The 16472-nt window shown below is 50.2% G+C and carries 32 protein-coding genes and 1 tRNA gene; 25 read left to right on the top strand and 8 right to left on the bottom strand.

Annotated features, from left to right (window positions below; genetic code table 11):
• Positions 1–3: 3 nt before the first annotated feature.
• The 8 genes from LG384_RS13145 to LG384_RS13105 all read right to left on the bottom strand — a co-directional run bounded on the left by LG384_RS13145 (position 4) and on the right by LG384_RS13105 (position 4285).
• Positions 4–1008: a hypothetical protein gene (locus LG384_RS13145; protein ID WP_225761047.1), complete on the bottom strand. Its 1005-nt coding sequence runs from the start codon at positions 1006–1008 to the stop codon at positions 4–6.
• A gap of 78 nt (positions 1009–1086) precedes the next feature.
• A complete protein-coding gene (locus LG384_RS13140) occupies positions 1087–1389 on the bottom strand; it encodes a hypothetical protein (RefSeq protein WP_225761046.1) in 303 nt (100 codons plus the stop codon).
• A gap of 133 nt (positions 1390–1522) precedes the next feature.
• Positions 1523–1681: a hypothetical protein gene (locus tag LG384_RS13130; protein ID WP_225761044.1), complete on the bottom strand. Its 159-nt coding sequence runs from the start codon at positions 1679–1681 to the stop codon at positions 1523–1525.
• Positions 1678–2055: a hypothetical protein gene (locus LG384_RS13125; protein WP_225761043.1), complete on the bottom strand. Its 378-nt coding sequence runs from the start codon at positions 2053–2055 to the stop codon at positions 1678–1680. The genes LG384_RS13130 and LG384_RS13125 overlap by 4 nt, the downstream gene beginning before the upstream one ends.
• 235 nt (positions 2056–2290) lie before the next feature.
• Positions 2291–2512 (bottom strand): hypothetical protein, encoded by a 222-nt coding sequence (locus LG384_RS13120; protein ID WP_225761042.1) that lies wholly within the window; start codon positions 2510–2512, stop codon positions 2291–2293.
• 49 nt (positions 2513–2561) lie between these two features.
• Entirely contained in the window at positions 2562–2834 is a 273-nt protein-coding gene (locus tag LG384_RS13115) for a hypothetical protein (RefSeq protein WP_225761041.1), read from the bottom strand.
• 38 nt (positions 2835–2872) lie between these two features.
• Positions 2873–3196, bottom strand: coding sequence for an antitermination protein N (locus tag LG384_RS13110; RefSeq protein WP_225761040.1), 324 nt, complete (start codon positions 3194–3196; stop codon positions 2873–2875).
• A 399-nt stretch (positions 3197–3595) separates the two neighbouring features.
• Positions 3596–4285, bottom strand: a complete 690-nt coding sequence (locus LG384_RS13105; protein WP_370637151.1) for an XRE family transcriptional regulator — start codon at positions 4283–4285, stop codon at positions 3596–3598.
• Between the two features lie 97 nt (positions 4286–4382).
• Between LG384_RS13105 and LG384_RS13100 the strand changes: the two genes are divergently transcribed.
• The 25 genes from LG384_RS13100 (at position 4383) to LG384_RS12975 (ending at position 16468) form a co-directional block, all read left to right on the top strand.
• Positions 4383–4595, top strand: coding sequence for a helix-turn-helix transcriptional regulator (locus tag LG384_RS13100; RefSeq protein WP_048224852.1), 213 nt, complete (start codon positions 4383–4385; stop codon positions 4593–4595).
• 124 nt (positions 4596–4719) lie between these two features.
• The gene (locus LG384_RS13095) at positions 4720–5019 is read left to right on the top strand and encodes a CII family transcriptional regulator (RefSeq protein WP_225761038.1); all 300 of its coding nucleotides are present in this window, start codon (positions 4720–4722) and stop codon (positions 5017–5019) included.
• Positions 5020–5117: 98 nt separating this feature from the next.
• Positions 5118–6065 carry a replication protein gene (locus LG384_RS13090; protein ID WP_225761037.1) on the top strand — a complete coding sequence of 316 codons (948 nt, stop codon included), beginning with the start codon at positions 5118–5120 and terminating at the stop codon, positions 6063–6065.
• Positions 6062–6751 carry a replication protein P gene (locus tag LG384_RS13085; RefSeq protein WP_182269442.1) on the top strand — a complete coding sequence of 230 codons (690 nt, stop codon included), beginning with the start codon at positions 6062–6064 and terminating at the stop codon, positions 6749–6751. Before LG384_RS13090 ends, LG384_RS13085 begins: the two co-directional genes overlap by 4 nt.
• A gap of 1 nt (position 6752) precedes the next feature.
• Positions 6753–7166, top strand: coding sequence for a hypothetical protein (locus LG384_RS13080; protein ID WP_182269443.1), 414 nt, complete (start codon positions 6753–6755; stop codon positions 7164–7166).
• Positions 7163–7462 (top strand): hypothetical protein, encoded by a 300-nt coding sequence (locus LG384_RS13075; RefSeq protein WP_049040441.1) that lies wholly within the window; start codon positions 7163–7165, stop codon positions 7460–7462. The genes LG384_RS13080 and LG384_RS13075 overlap by 4 nt, the downstream gene beginning before the upstream one ends.
• Positions 7463–7527: 65 nt before the next feature.
• Entirely contained in the window at positions 7528–7725 is a 198-nt protein-coding gene (locus LG384_RS13070; RefSeq protein ID WP_225761036.1) for a hypothetical protein, read from the top strand.
• Positions 7726–8031: 306 nt separating this feature from the next.
• Complete coding sequence (locus tag LG384_RS13065) at positions 8032–8661, top strand: hypothetical protein (RefSeq protein ID WP_225761035.1); 630 nt, start codon at positions 8032–8034, stop codon at positions 8659–8661.
• Positions 8658–8942, top strand: coding sequence for a hypothetical protein (locus LG384_RS13060; protein ID WP_225761034.1), 285 nt, complete (start codon positions 8658–8660; stop codon positions 8940–8942). The genes LG384_RS13065 and LG384_RS13060 overlap by 4 nt, the downstream gene beginning before the upstream one ends.
• On the top strand, positions 8939–9394 hold the full coding sequence (locus LG384_RS13055; RefSeq protein ID WP_225761033.1) for an ead/Ea22-like family protein: 456 nt from the start codon (positions 8939–8941) through the stop codon (positions 9392–9394). Before LG384_RS13060 ends, LG384_RS13055 begins: the two co-directional genes overlap by 4 nt.
• A gap of 10 nt (positions 9395–9404) precedes the next feature.
• A complete protein-coding gene (locus tag LG384_RS13050) occupies positions 9405–9917 on the top strand; it encodes a hypothetical protein (RefSeq protein WP_094168769.1) in 513 nt (170 codons plus the stop codon).
• The gene (locus LG384_RS13045) at positions 9914–10612 is read left to right on the top strand and encodes a DUF551 domain-containing protein (RefSeq protein WP_225761032.1); all 699 of its coding nucleotides are present in this window, start codon (positions 9914–9916) and stop codon (positions 10610–10612) included. The genes LG384_RS13050 and LG384_RS13045 overlap by 4 nt, the downstream gene beginning before the upstream one ends.
• The gene (locus LG384_RS13040; protein ID WP_225761031.1) at positions 10609–10821 is read left to right on the top strand and encodes a hypothetical protein; all 213 of its coding nucleotides are present in this window, start codon (positions 10609–10611) and stop codon (positions 10819–10821) included. The genes LG384_RS13045 and LG384_RS13040 overlap by 4 nt, the downstream gene beginning before the upstream one ends.
• A gap of 401 nt (positions 10822–11222) precedes the next feature.
• A complete protein-coding gene (locus tag LG384_RS13035) occupies positions 11223–11660 on the top strand; it encodes a recombination protein NinB (protein WP_225761030.1) in 438 nt (145 codons plus the stop codon).
• A complete protein-coding gene (locus LG384_RS13030; protein ID WP_225761029.1) occupies positions 11653–12246 on the top strand; it encodes a recombination protein NinG in 594 nt (197 codons plus the stop codon). The genes LG384_RS13035 and LG384_RS13030 overlap by 8 nt, the downstream gene beginning before the upstream one ends.
• Positions 12243–12437, top strand: coding sequence for a hypothetical protein (locus LG384_RS13025; protein WP_117343709.1), 195 nt, complete (start codon positions 12243–12245; stop codon positions 12435–12437). Before LG384_RS13030 ends, LG384_RS13025 begins: the two co-directional genes overlap by 4 nt.
• The gene (locus LG384_RS13020; RefSeq protein ID WP_225761028.1) at positions 12434–13123 is read left to right on the top strand and encodes a bacteriophage antitermination protein Q; all 690 of its coding nucleotides are present in this window, start codon (positions 12434–12436) and stop codon (positions 13121–13123) included. The genes LG384_RS13025 and LG384_RS13020 overlap by 4 nt, the downstream gene beginning before the upstream one ends.
• A gap of 100 nt (positions 13124–13223) precedes the next feature.
• Positions 13224–13299 (top strand) — tRNA-Arg (locus LG384_RS13015).
• Positions 13300–13756: 457 nt separating this feature from the next.
• On the top strand, positions 13757–13981 hold the full coding sequence (locus LG384_RS13010) for a class II holin family protein (protein WP_137399302.1): 225 nt from the start codon (positions 13757–13759) through the stop codon (positions 13979–13981).
• Entirely contained in the window at positions 13959–14453 is a 495-nt protein-coding gene (locus LG384_RS13005) for a lysozyme (protein WP_225761027.1), read from the top strand. Before LG384_RS13010 ends, LG384_RS13005 begins: the two co-directional genes overlap by 23 nt.
• Positions 14450–14911, top strand: a complete 462-nt coding sequence (locus LG384_RS13000) for a lysis protein (protein WP_255642530.1) — start codon at positions 14450–14452, stop codon at positions 14909–14911. The genes LG384_RS13005 and LG384_RS13000 overlap by 4 nt, the downstream gene beginning before the upstream one ends.
• A 34-nt stretch (positions 14912–14945) precedes the next feature.
• Positions 14946–15221, top strand: coding sequence for a hypothetical protein (locus tag LG384_RS12990; protein WP_225761026.1), 276 nt, complete (start codon positions 14946–14948; stop codon positions 15219–15221).
• Positions 15222–15285: 64 nt separating this feature from the next.
• On the top strand, positions 15286–15528 hold the full coding sequence (locus LG384_RS12985) for a DUF2560 family protein (RefSeq protein WP_225761025.1): 243 nt from the start codon (positions 15286–15288) through the stop codon (positions 15526–15528).
• A gap of 1 nt (position 15529) precedes the next feature.
• The gene (locus LG384_RS12980) at positions 15530–16000 is read left to right on the top strand and encodes a hypothetical protein (protein ID WP_225761024.1); all 471 of its coding nucleotides are present in this window, start codon (positions 15530–15532) and stop codon (positions 15998–16000) included.
• A gap of 3 nt (positions 16001–16003) precedes the next feature.
• Positions 16004–16468 carry a hypothetical protein gene (locus LG384_RS12975; RefSeq protein ID WP_225761023.1) on the top strand — a complete coding sequence of 155 codons (465 nt, stop codon included), beginning with the start codon at positions 16004–16006 and terminating at the stop codon, positions 16466–16468.
• Positions 16469–16472 lie beyond the last annotated feature (4 nt).

Genomic DNA, 16472 nt, shown 5'->3' with positions numbered 1-16472 from the left:
ACCTCAGTAATTAATATTGGTGTGTGGGACTAGGCCATTCATTAGAGCCGTCAGCACTTCGATGGCTTGCTCGCGGGTTATGCTGGAGTTTTCGGTGAGCGACTTAACGATGTCTGCACCAATCGCCTTGCGGTGCTTCACGTCAGCTTCACGCTTTGCCTTCTCATCAGCGATACGTTTCTCTTCTGCCAGTCGGGCAGCTTCTTTCGCTTCAGCTTCACGCTTAATTCGATCTGCCTCTTCCTGGGCTTTACGCTGTTCGGCGGCAATGGCTGCTTGCTTGTCTGCTTCAGCTTTCGCTGCGGCGTCTTTTGCTTCCTGCTCTGCGCGCTCCTTCGCTTGCTTAGCCAGTAACTCAGCCTGAGCTTTTGCTGCAATAGCATCCTCTTCGCGTTTCTTCGCCGCCGCCAGATCAACTGCTGCTTTCTCTTCGGCTTCGCGCTTGGCCTGTTCTGATGCCTGACGCTTCAACTCTTCTTCATGAGCAATGCGCTGGCGTTCCGCTTCCGCTTTCTTCTCTGCCAGTTCACGGTCGAATGCGTCGTTCATCAGCAGCGCCATTTCGTGATCGGCTTCTATCTGTTTTTTGAGTGCTTCGAGTGCTGCCTTTTCCTCTGCTTCAATACGCAGACGCTCTTCTTCGGCAGCTTTTTCTGCTGCAATACGTTCCTGCTCGGCTTCCCACTCGGTTAGCGGTCGGCGAACCTCATCTTTCAGCGCGTCCAGACGTTCACGAACAATGCGGCGACTTTCATCAATCTGCTTTGGCAATGCTTTCAGTTCTGCTACAAGGTCTTTACCGGCGTTGTCGATGTATGTTTTTGAACGTGCGACCTTGTGAGCCATTGACGCGATAGCATCACGACCTTTCTTGGTGGATACATCCGGTACCAGGCTGCGAGCTTCTTTCTCGATTTTTTCAATGATGGGATCGAGTTGCTCGTTATTGGTGAATACAGCCATTGAGCTCGATTTTTCGATAACGACTAAATCCGTTACTTCATTCATGGTCTCTCCTTAAATTTGGTTGTGCGCTTCCCGTCTGCGATAGCCGGACGAGTAGGGGGAATGGGTGGAATTTAGTATTTACTTATCAGATATCATCTTGGAGAAGGCGTCGGTCATTTCTCTTTTGAAGCGGTCAATATCAGCTTGCATATCTTTGAATGTGACGTTTTTCCGTGATTTTTGCAGTGTGTATCCGCAGCGAGCCATATACCAAAGAAAGGTATCAACCACATAGATATGACCATCACGCGGGCTGCCATTTTCGTCTGCGTTTTTAATGGTGTTATGCATGGCTTTGAACACATCTTTCTGGTCGTGAAAGTCACGCATGAAATCAGGAAGATATTCACCACTTACTAGCCATTGAGATAAAGGGTCCATAATCATTTCCTGTGCCACGGAAAACCAATTGCCGCCTTCATATCGTTGTAGGCCGACATCCACATCACCGAATCACCTATGAATCTTGCGATTAGCGCTTTGTTCTGAGCTGCACGAAGCATGTCGTGATTAATCATGATTTACCCTCCACCCGCTGCAATAACCCGGCTAAATCCATCTGCCAGCGGTTCATTGTGATTTTCTCGCGAGGTTTATCGACTGATGAGAGTTGCCAGTCGTTGTCGTTGATTTTTGATGCGTGGTACTGCTTGCCGTTGTGGGTGACTGTCATGATGCCTCCCGGGCGCGGAGCATTGCGTCGGCAAACTTATATGCAGCGCTTGCTGCATAATTAACAGCGCCATCAGAATCATTATCGATAATCGATGGATTGCTAATCATTGCCTGCATAGCCTTGGCCGCGAAGTAATCGCGCAGAGTCATGTCGTCAGATGCAACAGTTACTGAAACATCCTCCGGGTATGGCTTGTCATCAAAGCGATAAAGAAGGTCGTAATCACCGGAATCGTCAAAACTGGTGGTTTCGTACGCCCATCGGTGCCCAGCCCACTCGAATGAGTTTCCCGTCTTTTTTCTGTCGAAGCGAGCCGAAAGATAAGCTGAATGCTCTGCCGATTTTTTATAAACCTTCATGGTGTGTTTCATAATCATCTCCGCGCTTAAGCCGCGCCGCTGAACGTAAAGACCTCTGCATGCAATTTTCATCGCTGCACATTGGTAAGCGGTGGATAGCCGCCGTGATAACAGAGCACCCTCGTGAAGGCGCTGTGGTATCAGCAATAAAAAACCCGCCGGAGCGGGTCTGTGGAGTAGTGCTGACTAAATGTCGATTACATCTTTATCGCCATTAGCCCAGCCGTCATCGAAGTCAATCTCACCCTTACAGGTGCTCAACATCACTCCAGTTCATGTTATTGGCTGCCCAGTCTTCGATTTCAAACGCGTCCGACTCGAACAGCGGGTTGGTGTCATTATTCAGGCTGTCTTCTAAAGAAACGCCGTCATTCTTCGAATAATAAACCGCTCGGTTCATTGCAATTACTTCAACCGGAACGGCCCACTTACTTCCATCTGGCATTGTTACCTGTAGGTGCTTTGCCATCGCCTTACCCTCTTGTCTCGTGAGCTAATAAAAAGGCCGCCGTAGCGACCTATTTGTTCAGTGAAAGCGCCGACACTCTCGGCCAGTAGTATTTAGGTTTTGCGCGCGAACCGGGCTTTGGCCCAACGCATACGATGTAGCTTTCTTCATCGCGCGGTAAGGTCGATGCATCCAGATCATGTCTGAATCGGGATTTAAGAATGCTTTTCCCTGCCGGCAAAACCTCTACCACTTCACCAACCTTTTCCTTAAGTCTTCCGCCTGCCTGGCTGGACCAAATCACCTCATCGCCTTCTTTGAATTTCTGCACTACCTTTGCCATTGCCTCACCTCATAAGTTAATTAACGCGCCGTAACCGATTAAATCAGCGGCGTCGATTTGCCGCGGGATTTCTGCACCGCATGGATTTTGTTTCCGAACGGGTTCGCATCTTTGTACCAGGTGCGATGATTCTTGCGCTCAACATCTTCAGCGCGTTTTTCCATCTCTTCCCGATACTCAGCCAGCACCGTTAAATCAATCGGGTTCACAGCGCTTTCTACGCGTGATTTCGGCTTGCGAGTCAGCGACAGAACAGGGCGGTTATCTGGCTTAGCGCTTATCCCAACTAACAGGGGATTTGCAGCTTTCCATTCAGCCTGTTTCTCTGCGCGGCGTTCGCGGCGTCGTGCTTGTGCATCCATTGTGAATCTCCTGTCAGTTAGCTTTGGTGGTGCAGTTGATTAGGAATTTCCAAGATGCTTCTAACAGCTATCGATTGGGCGTCACGTGGCGTTAGCCTGGTGCGCTTATTCACTTGGTCTTTGTTTCAACTACACCCCAAAGCTTTCTGCTTTGAATGCTGCCCTTCTTCAGGGCCAGATTTTTAAGAGCTTCACCGTCCTGGTGAGTAGTGCATCCTGCTGATGGGTTTAATGTATGCGTTATACGCAAATGCGTCAAGCGCATATTTATAGCAAAAAGGAGATTTACGCTTTAAATTAATTTATGCGTATGATTCAAAAGGAATAAAAAAATTTACAGATATTGCTTAAGGCACAAAAAAAACCCGCCGTAGCGGGTTGTTGGTATGCGATTATGTGTTAACCGTGTCTGCGGAACTGCTGCGACTGGCTTAGCATTACCCTACCAGACACATGAAGCATCGCAGCCTCTTCAGGGCTTATGCTCCACTCTCTATACTTTGGATTGTCCGAGATAACGAACAGATCATTTTTAACTTTTTGAAGCCGCTTGACGAAAGTGTCACCGTTGAAATCAAAAACGTAAATACCATCGCCATCGAAGTAATTGACTCTGATATCCACAAAAATCAAATCGCCTGGCTCAATGGTTCCTTGCATGCTATCGCCGCGAACGTTGATAAGCTTCACCGATTTTTGAGGGATGCTGCCAAATATAGACTTAGCCTGGTCAACGTCATACTCAATTGATCGGACAACTTCCACAATATCTTTTGATGGCGAGCCATTGCCTGCGCTGGCGGAAACGTTAAGAACATCAACCCTATACACATCCTTTTCCTCTCGACTGTTTAGGGAATCTATACTGTATGAATCTACAGTATTTTCATCGTCATCGGAAGAGAATAGTACAGCTACAGGAACATCGAGAGCTTTCGCTATTTTTCTTAGGAGCTGATCACTATACCCTTGAATCCCACGCTCAAGGCGTGAAAGGTTACCGACGTCGCTATCTACAAGAAGCGCCATCTCATTCAATGTGTATTTATTTTTCTTCCTAAGAAGTCTTATCTTTTCACCTACTTTCATATCTTCATTAGAAAACATTTATGCGTCCTTCGCAAAGCGCCTTGCGCAAAATTTGCGGATGGATTAATATGCGTCTAACGCATTATGGAGGTGCAATATGTGTACACCACTTAGAAAAATGCGCGTAGAGAAAGGTCTGACAATTTCTGAAGTTTCCAAAATGACAGAAATTGATGTAGGCAACCTGAGCCGAATTGAACGCGGTATGCAGGTTACATCTCTGGAGACAGCTGAAAAGTTGTCCAAGTTCTTCGAAGGGAAGATCTCAGAGATGCAGATTCTCTACCCGCATCGGTATATGGCAGCCTAAGCAACATCCGCTCTTATCACATCTAAGCCCTGAAAAAGGGCGATTCAAAACAACAAGTCTTAAAGGCTATGCGTGTCTGCGCATTGGCCTATTTAACTATTTCAACACTCTAGGAAATTAACAAATGGAAAACTCAATTAACCGCAACAAGGTCAATGCCCGTCGCATTGAGTCCTGGTTGCTTAACCGTATCGCCATGAAAGGTGGCAACAACGTAGCTAAAGAGATCGGCGTCGATAAGGCACAGATTACCCGCTGGAAAGAAACGTGGCTGCCGAAGATGGCAATGCTGCTGGCAGTTCTGGAGTGGGGTGTCGTTGATGACGATATGGCGCGGTTGGCAAGAGAAGTAGCTGCGGTACTCACAAAGAAAAAATCCCCGGCTGTCACCGAGGATTCAGATCAAATCACCATGAAATTCTAGCCGAATAACTGGATCAATTCACAGGAGTAATTATGGCAGTTCTCGCCACAGTATACAACTTTCCCGGCTCACCACCGGGTCAACTCAGGAGCAACAGGATGGACAACCAGAAAACTGGTTACGTCCCGTTGTACCGGAGCGTTCTAAAGCAGTCATGGTCCAAAGATGTTTACCTAAGAACTCTGTGGGACAACCTGCTTCTCAACGCAGCCAGAAAGCCGTTTACAGCCTCATTCAAGGGTAAGCAATGGCATCTGCAACCCGGACAACTGGTTGTGACAGCGGCTGATTTAGGGCTGCAACTTTGTGACAGGAAAGGAAATCACGCCAGCCGGGATCAGGTTGAGCGAATGCTTCAGGTTTTTGTCAGGGAGGGGATGATTTCCATTGACGGAGAGAAGCAAAAGGGCCGTGTGATAACTATCACAAATTACGGTGAATACGCTCAAAAAATAGACGATTTACCCGCACATGAAGCCGCACATGAGGCCGCACATGGCGAAGCCAGTAATGGCGGGGGTTTAAAAGTTGTACCCCCACATGAAGCCGCACATTCACCCGCACAACATGAAAAAGAAGGTAATAACAATAATAAAAACATTAAAAACTCTACGTCCGAGAATTCTGACGAATCCTCTGACAGACACGGAAAGAAACTTCCTGTCTTGAAACCTGATGCTGCAATTCAAAGTGGTGCCAAGTGGGGAACCTCAGAAGACCTTCGCTGTGCAGAGTGGCTCTTCGATGTCGTGCAAAGCATCTCTTCGTCTGCCAGAAAACCGAACTATGCAGCATGGGCCAATGATATTCGACTGATGCGAGAACGTGACAATCGCACTCACAAGGATATAGCCGTGCTGTTCAGATGGGCATGCGATGACGACTTCTGGAAGGGGAATGTCCTGTGCCCGTCAACACTGCGGGAAAAATGGACTCAACTCGACATCAAGCGCAACAAGCAACTAGCTGGAAAAGCCGAGAAAAGCGGCAGCAAACCGGATCTGGACTTCAACAACACTGACTGGGCCTATAGGGTGATGCCATGAAATCTATTGCAGAGCAGATGCACAACTTCGACCGCGAGCAGATGGGCCGTGTAGCTCATAACCTTCCTGAACAGTACCAGGAGCGCGCGCCGGTTGAACAGGTGGCTCAGATATTCAACAAGCTATTCAGCGAGCTTAGAGCAGCGTTCCCGGCAAGCATGGCTAACTTTCGCAGCCAGGAGGATGTGAATGAGTTCCGCCGACAGTGGTTGCTAGCATTTCAGGAGAACGGGATCCACTCACTGGAGCAGGTTGATGCCGGAATGCGAGTGGCACGTCGCCAGGAGCGACCGTTCCTGCCATCGCCTGGTCAGTTCGTTGCATGGTGCAAACAGAGCGGTGGGGTACTGAATATCACGGTGGAAAACGTGATCGCCGAATACTGGGACTGGCGCAACCGTTCATTCGAGTTCACATCCAGTGAGCAATTCCCATGGTCTCAGCCGGTCATGTATCACGTCTGCGTAGAGCTTCGCCACCGCAGCACCGAACGCCAGTTAACGCATAGCGAGCTTGGACGTGAAGCCAGTGACTTGCTGGACATGTGGGAAAGGCGAGTTATCGATGGCAAGCCGATCCCCCCTGTTCGTAGAGCTATTGCGGCGCCATCGGCAGATCTCGGCCCAACTCCAGCTCAGCTTCTGCTGGCTAAATACAAGCGCAACAAAGCTAACGGGGCGGTGTGAGATGGATAGCGTAAAGCAACGCATTCTTGATTACGTATCAGCTAACCAGCCAGCCAAGGTCGATCTGATTTACAAGGAAGTCGGCATCAGTCGCAACCGCTACTACGAAGAGGCGAAAGAGCTTCGTTTCATGGGCAGATTGCGCAGCGTTCCTGGTATTGGCGTATTCCCCGGCGAAAAGGCGTTCCAGCAATGGCTGAAGAATGGCGGCGGCGAGGCCATCAGGCAGCGTGCCGTTGATGCTAACCAGAGTAGCCAGGTAGCAAAAGGCGTTATCAAGAAAGATAAAACCAATAGTGACGATCCGAAGATGTTTACCCCATACAACCCGGAGAATAACGGTGTTGTAGCGGAGTTCATGCAGAGCGACGCACGCAAGCGGCTGATGATGATTTACGGGAGAACTGGAGCATGAAAGAAGCACGTAACACGCGAGAAATTATCGAAGCTGAGTACCCGGAATTCCCCGAAACCATCCTCCACGCTGAACTATGCCGGGCATGTGCTCGCGTAGACGGTCGCAGTATTAAGCAGTCGCTAAAAGCATTTGCGCTGGCACGTATCGAAAAGGTTGATAGCAAGCCACTTAAAGGCGCACTGGAGCAGATGGCATCCAGCATGTTTCCAGAGACAGAGATAGCACGTATCCGCGCCTGTGTAGGTCGCATGGAGTCGGCACTGGTTAAAACATTCGGAGTGAAGCGAGCATGAATGAGCCAAAAGCAGGTGACGTAATTAGATGGACTCGTGACGATAACTGGAGAGGGATTGAGGTTTTGGAATACACGTTAGAAGTTTACCGCTTTACGCTGGGATTCTTTGAAAATAACCAGTGCCGTGAAGCCGGGCAATTCACCCCACTTTGTGACCGTGATTTGTGGGTTGAGGGGCCGGACAGTAAACAGGAATACGTCTGCAATCACGGCGCTTACGTGTCCAATCTCGTACCCGCATTCGACATTATCAAGCAATGAAATCACTGAGACGAGCATGACTGAAGCCTACATAGCAGAGCTATCTGCAAGCGTGGCCGTGATAGTCGGCCTTTTTTATGCCCGGAGGAAATGGTGAAAGTTGAGATGACGTCTGATTTCAGCGACAGGATTGATCATCCAATGAATGGCTCTCAGCTGGATGTTAAAGACATCATTTATTCTGATGTCGATGTTGAATATTACGAATGCAAGTGGGGTGATTCCATTCTTGAAATTTATCCCTATGAATGCAAATTGGTTTAACAGGCTCGCAAATCAGCGGGCCTTTTTTATGAGGGTAGGATTATGAGTAACCGTGAAGAATTTGAATATGAAGCGGGGCAAGAATTAAAGCTTCCAGTATCAATTATTAAACAGGCCCGCATGGGGGGTGGGTACGACCACGCTTTCGACAGTATGAACGTTATGCAGCCATTAAACCAATGGTGGCATTGGTGGCAAGCAGGGCGAGAAGGTATGGATAAAAAGTTCACAGGCATGTCAGTACAGCTCGCTAACGCCGAGAGCAAGTGCAGGGTGCTGGCGGCGGAGAGCGATAAAACCAGCGAGAGAATGCAGCAACTCATTCAGATTATCAACAATGCAGACAATGACTACTGCATGTGTGGTGACGCCATGAAAAACCACACCCACGGTGGATGCGGGCACCCAACTGGAATGTTTGATTATCACTACAACCAGTGGCTTCAGGCCGAAAATAAAACCCCGGCCACCGACGCTTTCCTAGCTGAAGTGCGGGCCAGTGCAATCACAGATGCACTTAAATCACTCGATGTGGTGTTTGACACTGACTGTGTTATGGAGTCGAACGGCATCAGCTATGAAGACGCAGAGCAGCGCACAGCAGGAGCTTACGCAGCTTCAAAGGCTCTCGAAGAGTTCGCCGCCCAACTTCGCAAAGGAGTGCAGTCATGATCATTGTTGACGATTCACATCTGACCGATGAAGTGGTCAATGCAGCATTCGAAGGGACCAACTTCGGGCGTGAAGACTTCCGCACTATTCTGGCTGAGACCGTGCTCAAGCGAGCTGCCGGATATCACTCTGGTTATACGGCAACAACTATTTGCTTACGCCTCGGGTTACTAAGCAGGCACGACCGCCCGACAAAGCTAGGTCTGACCTTTGCCTTTCATCACTACTACAAACCATGCGTGCGTGAAGCACTGATGCCAGTACAGGAGGCCGCCCAATGAGCAACATCGACAAACGCGCATTACGTGAAGCAGCAGAGAAGGCCATCTTAGAGGAAGGTGAAACCTGGTGGAATGAAGAGCAGCTGGCTAGCGACTATGGTCTTGCGCTGCATAGGCCAGACGCCAAATTCATCGCCGCAGCTAACCCCGCCACCGTTCTGGCGCTGCTGGATGAGCTGGAAGCAGCAGATAGGCTAATCGACACTCTGCGTCAGGACAAAGACAAGGTTATCGACATGAGCATTGAGCGTGTCAATAAGCTGCTGTCCAGAGCGGAAGCTGCAGAGAAGCGCATAGCAGAACTGGAGGCGCGGACGGTGACTCTGCCACCAAAAGAGCATGATAAGGGCACTGATTCGCAAATTGATATTAACGCCGGATTCGAGAATCGAATGTGGCAGAAGTGCTACGACGCAATCCGCGCTGCTGGCATTGGCGTGAAGGGGGAGTGAGATGGACTTAATACCATTAACGCACGATGAACTCTGCCAAATAGCCTGCCGGTTTCTGCAAAATAACGGCTTCAAAGTAGCGTTTCATGACCGATTCCGTGCATGGACACCCTACGGCGAACAGGCTGATGCTATCGGATTTCGCAACGGTGCTAGCTGCCTGATTGAGGCTAAATGCTCTCGCTCTGACCTGTTAGCAGACCGTAAGAAGCCTTTCCGGATTGAGCCAGAGAAGGGCATGGGAGATTGGCGCTTCATGATTAGCGAGCCGGGAATTGTGAATGTTGAAGACCTGCCGTCAGGATGGGGATTACTTCACGTCATTAAAGGTCGGGTTAAGAAGGTGCACGGGTGGCCTGGTAACGGCCTGTGGGTTAACCGGGATAGCAAACCATTTCAGGCTAACAAACAGGCCGAATGCGATTACATGTTTAGCGCTCTCCGACGCATGGATTTACGTGGGCATCTTAAAGAGGTTTACGACGGCGTAATCGTTAACAAGACAGAAGGAACCGCAGCATGACAACTAACCACCCGGCGCACGGTCCTGTATCACTCGATCGCCTGCACCAGATACGCGAAATACTCAGCAAAGCAGCAGCACAAAGCGACGGCGGTAATCTCGGCTACGCAATGGCTGATGCTGTGAAGGTGATTGATGTGGCTATTGCGGCATTTGATGCTGAGCCTATGGCAGTCAACGACGATATGGCTTACGCATTCCATCACGCACTATCTGATTCATCCTTAGGCGCTGATGAGGTAGAGGATATTAAGACCGGTTTGCGTGCTGCCTTTGCCAGCATCACCGCCCAACCAGCGCTTAGATTTATTCCAGCCGAACTAACCCGAGAAGAGTACAGGCGTCGATTCATGATGGAAGACAACTTCGATGATACTTATCGAGGAGGATGGAATGCCTGCCGCTCCGCCATGCTTCAGGCTGGCAACTCTCCGGTAACTCCGGATGGTTGGATTCCGGTAAGCGATCGGATGCCGTATGTTGGCAAGAAACTTGCGCTTTATGGGAGAAGAGCAAAAGAAGACTGTGCCCATTATGTGGATGAAGGATATCTTGGGTCGAATGGATTTTTTTACTTCTTTGACTGGGAAGGCGGACCACGAATTGATGATTGCCACAACGACGACAAGGCCACGGTCACACACTGGATGTACTGGGAATTACCAGCAGCACCGCATCAGGAGGTGAATCCGTGAGTAAGCACATTATCAAATATGACTACCGTGACGGAGTTAAACTTGCAAAGCATGAAATAGAGACGTGGTGCGGACATGCGCCACAATTTTCAGACTGGCTGTTTCAGGATGCTCAGCATGCACTGTTGAGCATTGAGCAGGGTTCATTGCAGGTTCCGTGCAATAAGTGCCTGGCTGCAATCATCAAAACGGCGCAGGAGGTGAAGTGATGCTATTTTGCTTGTGCGAATTTTGCGGAAGGAAGAGGCTCATAGTGCTCATGAAGTCATACCCTTCATTCTGGAATCAATGGAAATTTTATCGATTTTGCAACAAGGAATGCGCAAAGAAATTCCTGGAAAGAAACAGAGAGGAGGCATTGATCCGGTGGCGTCATCTTTGCGAAAACATACCAAAGTAAAATGACAGAGCGCAATGTCAAGCAACATTACCCACCATCAAAATTAGTGTTATAATTACGTCGCAGTCGGAGTTGAACGCCCGGCTGTGACCTCTGCATCTGATTGGGAAATTAGATGCTAAACACAAAGAGTACCTCATACCACCTGTCACAGATGCAGCAATGCACCTGCGATTTTCTGAATTCTGCGTTACCTCTCGGAGGTGGCGTATGAAACAGCAATTCCTCCTTCGCAACACCAACATCCGCGCTAATGCCATCAGCGCGATTAACCAGCTGCAGCTCGACGAGAAACGACCGGTCGTCATCGAGATAAAAGAGATGACCCGGTCCATTGACCAGAACTCCAAGCTTTGGGCAGTTTTGGGCGACGTCAGCAGCCAGGTTGAATGGCATGGGCGAAAGCTCTCATCCGAATCATGGAAGCATATCTTCACCGCTGCGCTTATTAAGCAGGAGGTGGTGCCTAACCTGACCGGTGATGGCTTCGTGGTGCTGGGGCAGTCAACCAGCAAGATGACAGTCGGCCAGATGCGCGACCTTATCGAACTGATCCACGCCTTTGGCGCAGAGCGTAATGTCCGTTGGGGCGATGAATCCCGCCTTGCTATGGAATGGGCTTCCCGATTTGGAGGTTCCCATGCGTAAACCTACCCGCCGCAGCTGCAAAATCTGCAAAACCAAATTCACCGCTACCTACGACAACATCTGGTGGTGCTGTCCTGAGCATGGCTACGAATACAGCCAGCAAATAATCGCCAAGAAGAAGCTGGAATCAGACCGCAAGCGCAAACAGGAAGCGCAGCAGGAACGCCGTGAGTTGAAGGTAAGAAAGGCGAGTTTAAAACCCCTCAGTCATTGGGTGCGCATGACTCAGCGTGTCGTTAATGATTACCGCCGAGAGTTACTTCTGGCTGCCGGACATGGTTGCATATCCTGCGGCACAAGAACCGCATCAGTCTGGCACGCTGGGCATTACCGCACTACGGCCGCAGCTCCTCAGTTGCGCTTCACTGACGAAAATATATGGGTCCAGTGCCCATCCTGTAACGTTCACAAGTCAGGGAATATCGAGGCCTATCGGACTGCGCTGGTTGAGCTGATCGGCGAAGAGAGAGTTCAGGCACTCGAATCCAATAACGAAACCCACCGTTACACCCGAGAAGAGCTGGACGGCATCCGCGCCGACGCCAGGGCTAAACTTCGCGCCATCAAACAGCAGGAGGCCGCATGACCCGCACCGATATAGACAACTATCAGCGCTCGTCAGTAGAGCGTGCTACCAGGCTGACTCCTTACGCAAGAAGTGAAATATCCCGGATTGATAGAGAGACAGCAGAGCTTCAGAAACGCATCGATCGGAACAACGAATTACGCCGTGAAATCATCAACCGCGCAAACATCAATAAGGGGCCGTCAGCATGAATACTCAATACCTGCAGTTTGTACGGGAGCAACTCATTGTAGCTACGGCTGACCTTAGCGGTGCGACGAAAGGCCAACTGGTAGCGTTTGCTGAGAACGCGATGTTTGAATCGACTCCGCGCAGCCGTTCTCGTCTGAAGGTGGTTAATCCGGCTAACGGTCGCCTGATGAATCCAACCAGTCCACCAATTTCCGGGCAGCAGTCACGAGCGAAAGGTTCATCTATCGCATTGGTGCAACCGGTGGAGTATTCAACAGCATCATGGCGTCGCGCCGTGCTGTCACTCGATGAGCATCAGAAAGCCTGGTTACTCTGGAACTATAGCGAGAATGTGCGATGGGAGAATCAGATTTCTATCACTCAATGGGCGTGGTCAGAGTTTAAATCCTCCCTTGGCACAAAGAAGGTGGCAGGGAAGACGCTGGATAGGCTGAGGGCCCTTATCTGGTTAGCGGCGCAGGACGTGAAAGCAGAACTTGCAGGGCGCGAAACTTACGAATATCAGAAACTGGCTGAACTGGTTGGCGTCACGCCAAAGAACTGGTCTGAGACATTTACCGATCGATGGCTGGAGATGAAACGCACATTCATGCGTCTTGATAGCAGCGCTTTATTGCAAGTAACGCGATCACGTTCACAACAAAAGGCGACAAATTTAGATGTAAGTCTTGCAAAACTGGATTGAAAAGCATATATTTCATGTAAATCTGATATTGTGCCAATGTTGTATGCACTGGCGGTATAGAAGAATTCAGAGCCTGAGGTTAACGCCTTGGGCTTTTTATTTGCCTGTAGCTCAGAGGAAAGAGCATCTGCCTTCTAAGCAGTCGGTCGCTGGTTCGAATCCAGCCAGGCGAGCCATTAGCAAAACACGTCGCTATCGTGGCGGCGTTATCTTGCGCATGGTGCATAACTGACTCGCGATTAGGTTATGTCGTTGGCTCCACGAAACGGAGCACACAACAGGTAAGAGCATTGATGGCGACACGCTTATTCGGAAGCCTTGTCGTGTACCGAACTAGTCAGTGCTCTTTCCGTTGTGGTGAATGCGCAGGCTGATGCGCTTCGAGAGCGTCACGGTGCCACAAGCCTCTTAAACCGATATGACACCAAAGCCGGAGATCAGCACCGGCCACCACACACCTACCCAGGACCATAAGAGCGAAAGCTCAACGCACTACCCTCATCTTGCCCACTTCGCCGTGGGCTTTTTTATTGCAGGCCGCAGACATTCAAACTCAGATGCCCCGTAGCATATGTGTCTGACGGCCTTTCCCATACTACGACACAGCACCCGCTAACAACGCGAGGTGAGAGCATGTATCGCATGGAAAAACTAACCACTGGTGCGGCCTATGGCGCTTCTGCCGGTAGCATCCTCAACGGCATGCTTAACGCCTACAGTCCTGAGCAGTGGAACGCCATTGGCGTACTCGTTGGCATAGTCGTTGCCGTACTGACATATCTGACAAACCTCTATTTCAAGATCCGCGAAGATAATCGACGAAGCAGGAGCCACGATGAACCCGACGCTCAGGAATAAACTGGTTGGTGCGATTCTTGGCGGATCCGGCGCTATTACGATTGCCGCTGTTATGCTGGGCAATGCTGATGGTCTGGAAGGACGCAGATATTATCCGTATCAGGACGTAGCCGGTGTATGGACGGTATGTGATGGACACACAGGCAATGACATCCGCCGAGGTCACCGCTACACAGACAAAGAATGCGATGCTCTACTGAATGATGACCTGTACAAAGTCGCCAACCAGATTGATCCGCTTATCAAGGTAAAAATACCGGTAACCACCCGCGCCGCGCTGTACTCGTTCGCTTACAACGTCGGGTCTGGTGCTTTCGGTAAATCCACTCTGCTGAAAAAACTTAACTCCGGCGATTTGCCCGGCGCATGCAAAGAATTGCAGCGCTGGACATATGCCGGTGGCCAGCAGTGGAAAGGGCTAATCACCCGCCGTGAGGTTGAGCGTGAAGTCTGCGAGTGGAGCCAGAAATGAGCCGCGTAACCGCCGCTATATGGGCTGTGATTATCTGTCTGCTGGTATCGCTTGGTTGGGCTGTTAATCACTACCGTGACAACGCCACCGAATACAAGAAGCAGCGCGATGAGAAAACTCAGGAGCTGAATCTGGCTAACGCCACCATTACTGACATGACAATCAGGCAGCACGATGTCGCTGCACTGGATGCAAAATACACACAGGACTTAGCTGATGCGAAAAAGCAGCTTGATGATCTGCAGCGTTGTGTTAGCGATGGCAAGTGTGGGTTGCGCGTCAACGCCAAGTGTCCCGCGAACGGAGCGACCAGCACCGGCAGCCTGGTCGATGCTTCCGGCCCCCGACTTACAGACTCCGCTCAACGGGATTATTTCACCCTCAGAGAGCGAATCGTCACAGTAACGAATCAGGTCGGATATCTGCAGGAATACATCAACACGCAGTGCCTGAAATAACCTGGCGCTGGAAACCAACAAACAGGAGTAGTGCATGGCTAAGTTTTACCCTCGAATTACCGCTTTCTTTTCTGGATGCTGGGCGTTTATCGCATCTCTCTCTTTCGACAACTTCTCCCTGTCCAGAACGAAATGCACTATTCGGCGGGCGGTAGAATATGTGGTTAGTGCCGCATCCCTAAGTGCACTTCCTGACAAGGCGGAATGGCGAATCGTAGAGCGAATGTGCAGCGAAGACGTGCGAGAGAAAATCAATATCTTTGGCGCCCACCCTCGCAGCACTGGCGCATTGTGCAGCCCGTTACTGTAGTTATTACAGAAGCTCTTCAGTGAGGGGCTTCGACAATGGCTTATACCAACAACCGGAGCCAACAATGGCAGAGCTAAATACCATGACCGACGAACAGAAATTCAAGTTAGAAATTTACAAGCTGGTCATGAGCCAGAATGCGGCCGCTGAAGAAGCTTTCTCGTTTATCGGCACTAACCAATTGAAACTGGAGTTGTTCAAAATCCACTTTCAGGCAGGTGGCGCGAATTCAGATGTCACTACTCGAACGATTGAAGCTGTGCGCAAATCGAAAGAAGCACTGGACCTGTTCACTACCGGAGCGTGATATGACCACGGTCGCATGGGATGGCAAGGCGATTGCCGCAGACACGCAATCATCGTCAGGCGATGTGGTCTGCTCGCTGCATGAACAAAAGATTTACACGGCACCAGAATCAGGCTGGAAAGTGTATGGAGATAACATCATTGCCATTGGCTGTTCTGGTGATTGTGGCGCGGAGATGGAGATTCAGGACTTGCTCTCTGGCGGCCTGACTTATGCCACTGAATTTCTTCCCACCTTCCAGTTTTCCTGTATTGCAGTAATTGGGCCGGGCCGCGCCTACATCATCACCAAGGATAAAGGCGATACAAGAGCGAACATCTCTCTGCAAGTTACGCCGTATGCCATTGGTTCGGGCGGATTGATTGCGCGAGTGGCCATGCACTGTGGGAAGAACGCTCATGATGCCGTAGCTGTAGCGATTAACATGGATTGCTATAGCGGCGGACGAATCGACACATTCAATGGAGGGTAAGTAATGGGCAGTTTCTTCACTGTGGTCGATGACCCAAAGAACGAGCGGGTGATGCTGTATCGCGCAATTGAGGCCCTCGACCAGTGCATCTATCTGGACGCAGACCCGACCGGCGCGACTGAAATCCCGATGCCTTCTGTACTAAGCAAAGTAGATATGGGCTCTGCTACAAATGGCGCTGGCTTCATCATGCCGTACAAAGCTGGCGTGAAGCTCGCATTCACAACGAACCTTCCGACGACCAAAGCGCTCACCACTGGCACCCCTGCTGATGTAACCGTGGTGGTGGCAGGCGGCAACCCATCGTACACCTATGCATGGGCGAAGAACGGCACGCCACTGGCAATCACTGGCGCAACCATTCACTTTGATGGTGTGGCAGGTGACGCAGGCAGCTATGTCTGCACAGTAACTGATGCGCTTGGCCTGATTATCGTTTCGGCGACAATGGTCGTAACAGTAACGTAAGGAT

It is taken from the genome of Citrobacter sp. Marseille-Q3906 (assembly GCF_916618775.1).
GTDB classification, from domain to species: domain Bacteria; phylum Pseudomonadota; class Gammaproteobacteria; order Enterobacterales; family Enterobacteriaceae; genus Citrobacter; species Citrobacter murliniae.
The sequence above is the reverse complement of the archived record's forward strand: the minus strand, read 5'-3'. Positions and strand labels throughout refer to the sequence as shown.

Excerpts from the sequence above, each read along its gene's own strand:
- LG384_RS13145 (WP_225761047.1), bottom strand. The coding sequence starts at position 1,008 with ATGAATGAAGTAACGGATTTAGTCGTTATCGAAAAATCGAGCTCAATG.
- LG384_RS13035 (WP_225761030.1), top strand. The coding sequence starts at position 11,223 with ATGAAACAGCAATTCCTCCTTCGCAACACCAACATCCGCGCTAATGCC.
- LG384_RS13010 (WP_137399302.1), top strand. The coding sequence starts at position 13,757 with ATGTATCGCATGGAAAAACTAACCACTGGTGCGGCCTATGGCGCTTCT.
- LG384_RS13085 (WP_182269442.1), top strand. The coding sequence starts at position 6,062 with ATGAAATCTATTGCAGAGCAGATGCACAACTTCGACCGCGAGCAGATG.
- LG384_RS13090 (WP_225761037.1), top strand. The coding sequence starts at position 5,118 with ATGGACAACCAGAAAACTGGTTACGTCCCGTTGTACCGGAGCGTTCTA.
- LG384_RS12980 (WP_225761024.1), top strand. The coding sequence starts at position 15,530 with ATGACCACGGTCGCATGGGATGGCAAGGCGATTGCCGCAGACACGCAA.
- LG384_RS13075 (WP_049040441.1), top strand. The coding sequence starts at position 7,163 with ATGAAAGAAGCACGTAACACGCGAGAAATTATCGAAGCTGAGTACCCG.
- LG384_RS13125 (WP_225761043.1), bottom strand. The coding sequence starts at position 2,055 with ATGAAACACACCATGAAGGTTTATAAAAAATCGGCAGAGCATTCAGCT.
- LG384_RS13110 (WP_225761040.1), bottom strand. The coding sequence starts at position 3,196 with ATGGATGCACAAGCACGACGCCGCGAACGCCGCGCAGAGAAACAGGCT.
- LG384_RS13055 (WP_225761033.1), top strand. The coding sequence starts at position 8,939 with ATGAGCAACATCGACAAACGCGCATTACGTGAAGCAGCAGAGAAGGCC.
- LG384_RS13130 (WP_225761044.1), bottom strand. The coding sequence starts at position 1,681 with ATGACAGTCACCCACAACGGCAAGCAGTACCACGCATCAAAAATCAAC.
- LG384_RS13060 (WP_225761034.1), top strand. The coding sequence starts at position 8,658 with ATGATCATTGTTGACGATTCACATCTGACCGATGAAGTGGTCAATGCA.
- LG384_RS13095 (WP_225761038.1), top strand. The coding sequence starts at position 4,720 with ATGGAAAACTCAATTAACCGCAACAAGGTCAATGCCCGTCGCATTGAG.
- LG384_RS13025 (WP_117343709.1), top strand. The coding sequence starts at position 12,243 with ATGACCCGCACCGATATAGACAACTATCAGCGCTCGTCAGTAGAGCGT.
- LG384_RS13120 (WP_225761042.1), bottom strand. The coding sequence starts at position 2,512 with ATGGCAAAGCACCTACAGGTAACAATGCCAGATGGAAGTAAGTGGGCC.
- LG384_RS13080 (WP_182269443.1), top strand. The coding sequence starts at position 6,753 with ATGGATAGCGTAAAGCAACGCATTCTTGATTACGTATCAGCTAACCAG.
- LG384_RS13115 (WP_225761041.1), bottom strand. The coding sequence starts at position 2,834 with ATGGCAAAGGTAGTGCAGAAATTCAAAGAAGGCGATGAGGTGATTTGG.
- LG384_RS13020 (WP_225761028.1), top strand. The coding sequence starts at position 12,434 with ATGAATACTCAATACCTGCAGTTTGTACGGGAGCAACTCATTGTAGCT.
- LG384_RS13045 (WP_225761032.1), top strand. The coding sequence starts at position 9,914 with ATGACAACTAACCACCCGGCGCACGGTCCTGTATCACTCGATCGCCTG.
- LG384_RS12990 (WP_225761026.1), top strand. The coding sequence starts at position 14,946 with ATGGCTAAGTTTTACCCTCGAATTACCGCTTTCTTTTCTGGATGCTGG.
- LG384_RS13100 (WP_048224852.1), top strand. The coding sequence starts at position 4,383 with ATGTGTACACCACTTAGAAAAATGCGCGTAGAGAAAGGTCTGACAATT.
- LG384_RS13105 (WP_370637151.1), bottom strand. The coding sequence starts at position 4,285 with ATGAAAGTAGGTGAAAAGATAAGACTTCTTAGGAAGAAAAATAAATAC.
- LG384_RS13030 (WP_225761029.1), top strand. The coding sequence starts at position 11,653 with ATGCGTAAACCTACCCGCCGCAGCTGCAAAATCTGCAAAACCAAATTC.
- LG384_RS13000 (WP_255642530.1), top strand. The coding sequence starts at position 14,450 with ATGAGCCGCGTAACCGCCGCTATATGGGCTGTGATTATCTGTCTGCTG.
- LG384_RS12985 (WP_225761025.1), top strand. The coding sequence starts at position 15,286 with ATGGCAGAGCTAAATACCATGACCGACGAACAGAAATTCAAGTTAGAA.
- LG384_RS12975 (WP_225761023.1), top strand. The coding sequence starts at position 16,004 with ATGGGCAGTTTCTTCACTGTGGTCGATGACCCAAAGAACGAGCGGGTG.
- LG384_RS13065 (WP_225761035.1), top strand. The coding sequence starts at position 8,032 with ATGAGTAACCGTGAAGAATTTGAATATGAAGCGGGGCAAGAATTAAAG.
- LG384_RS13005 (WP_225761027.1), top strand. The coding sequence starts at position 13,959 with ATGAACCCGACGCTCAGGAATAAACTGGTTGGTGCGATTCTTGGCGGA.
- LG384_RS13140 (WP_225761046.1), bottom strand. The coding sequence starts at position 1,389 with ATGGACCCTTTATCTCAATGGCTAGTAAGTGGTGAATATCTTCCTGAT.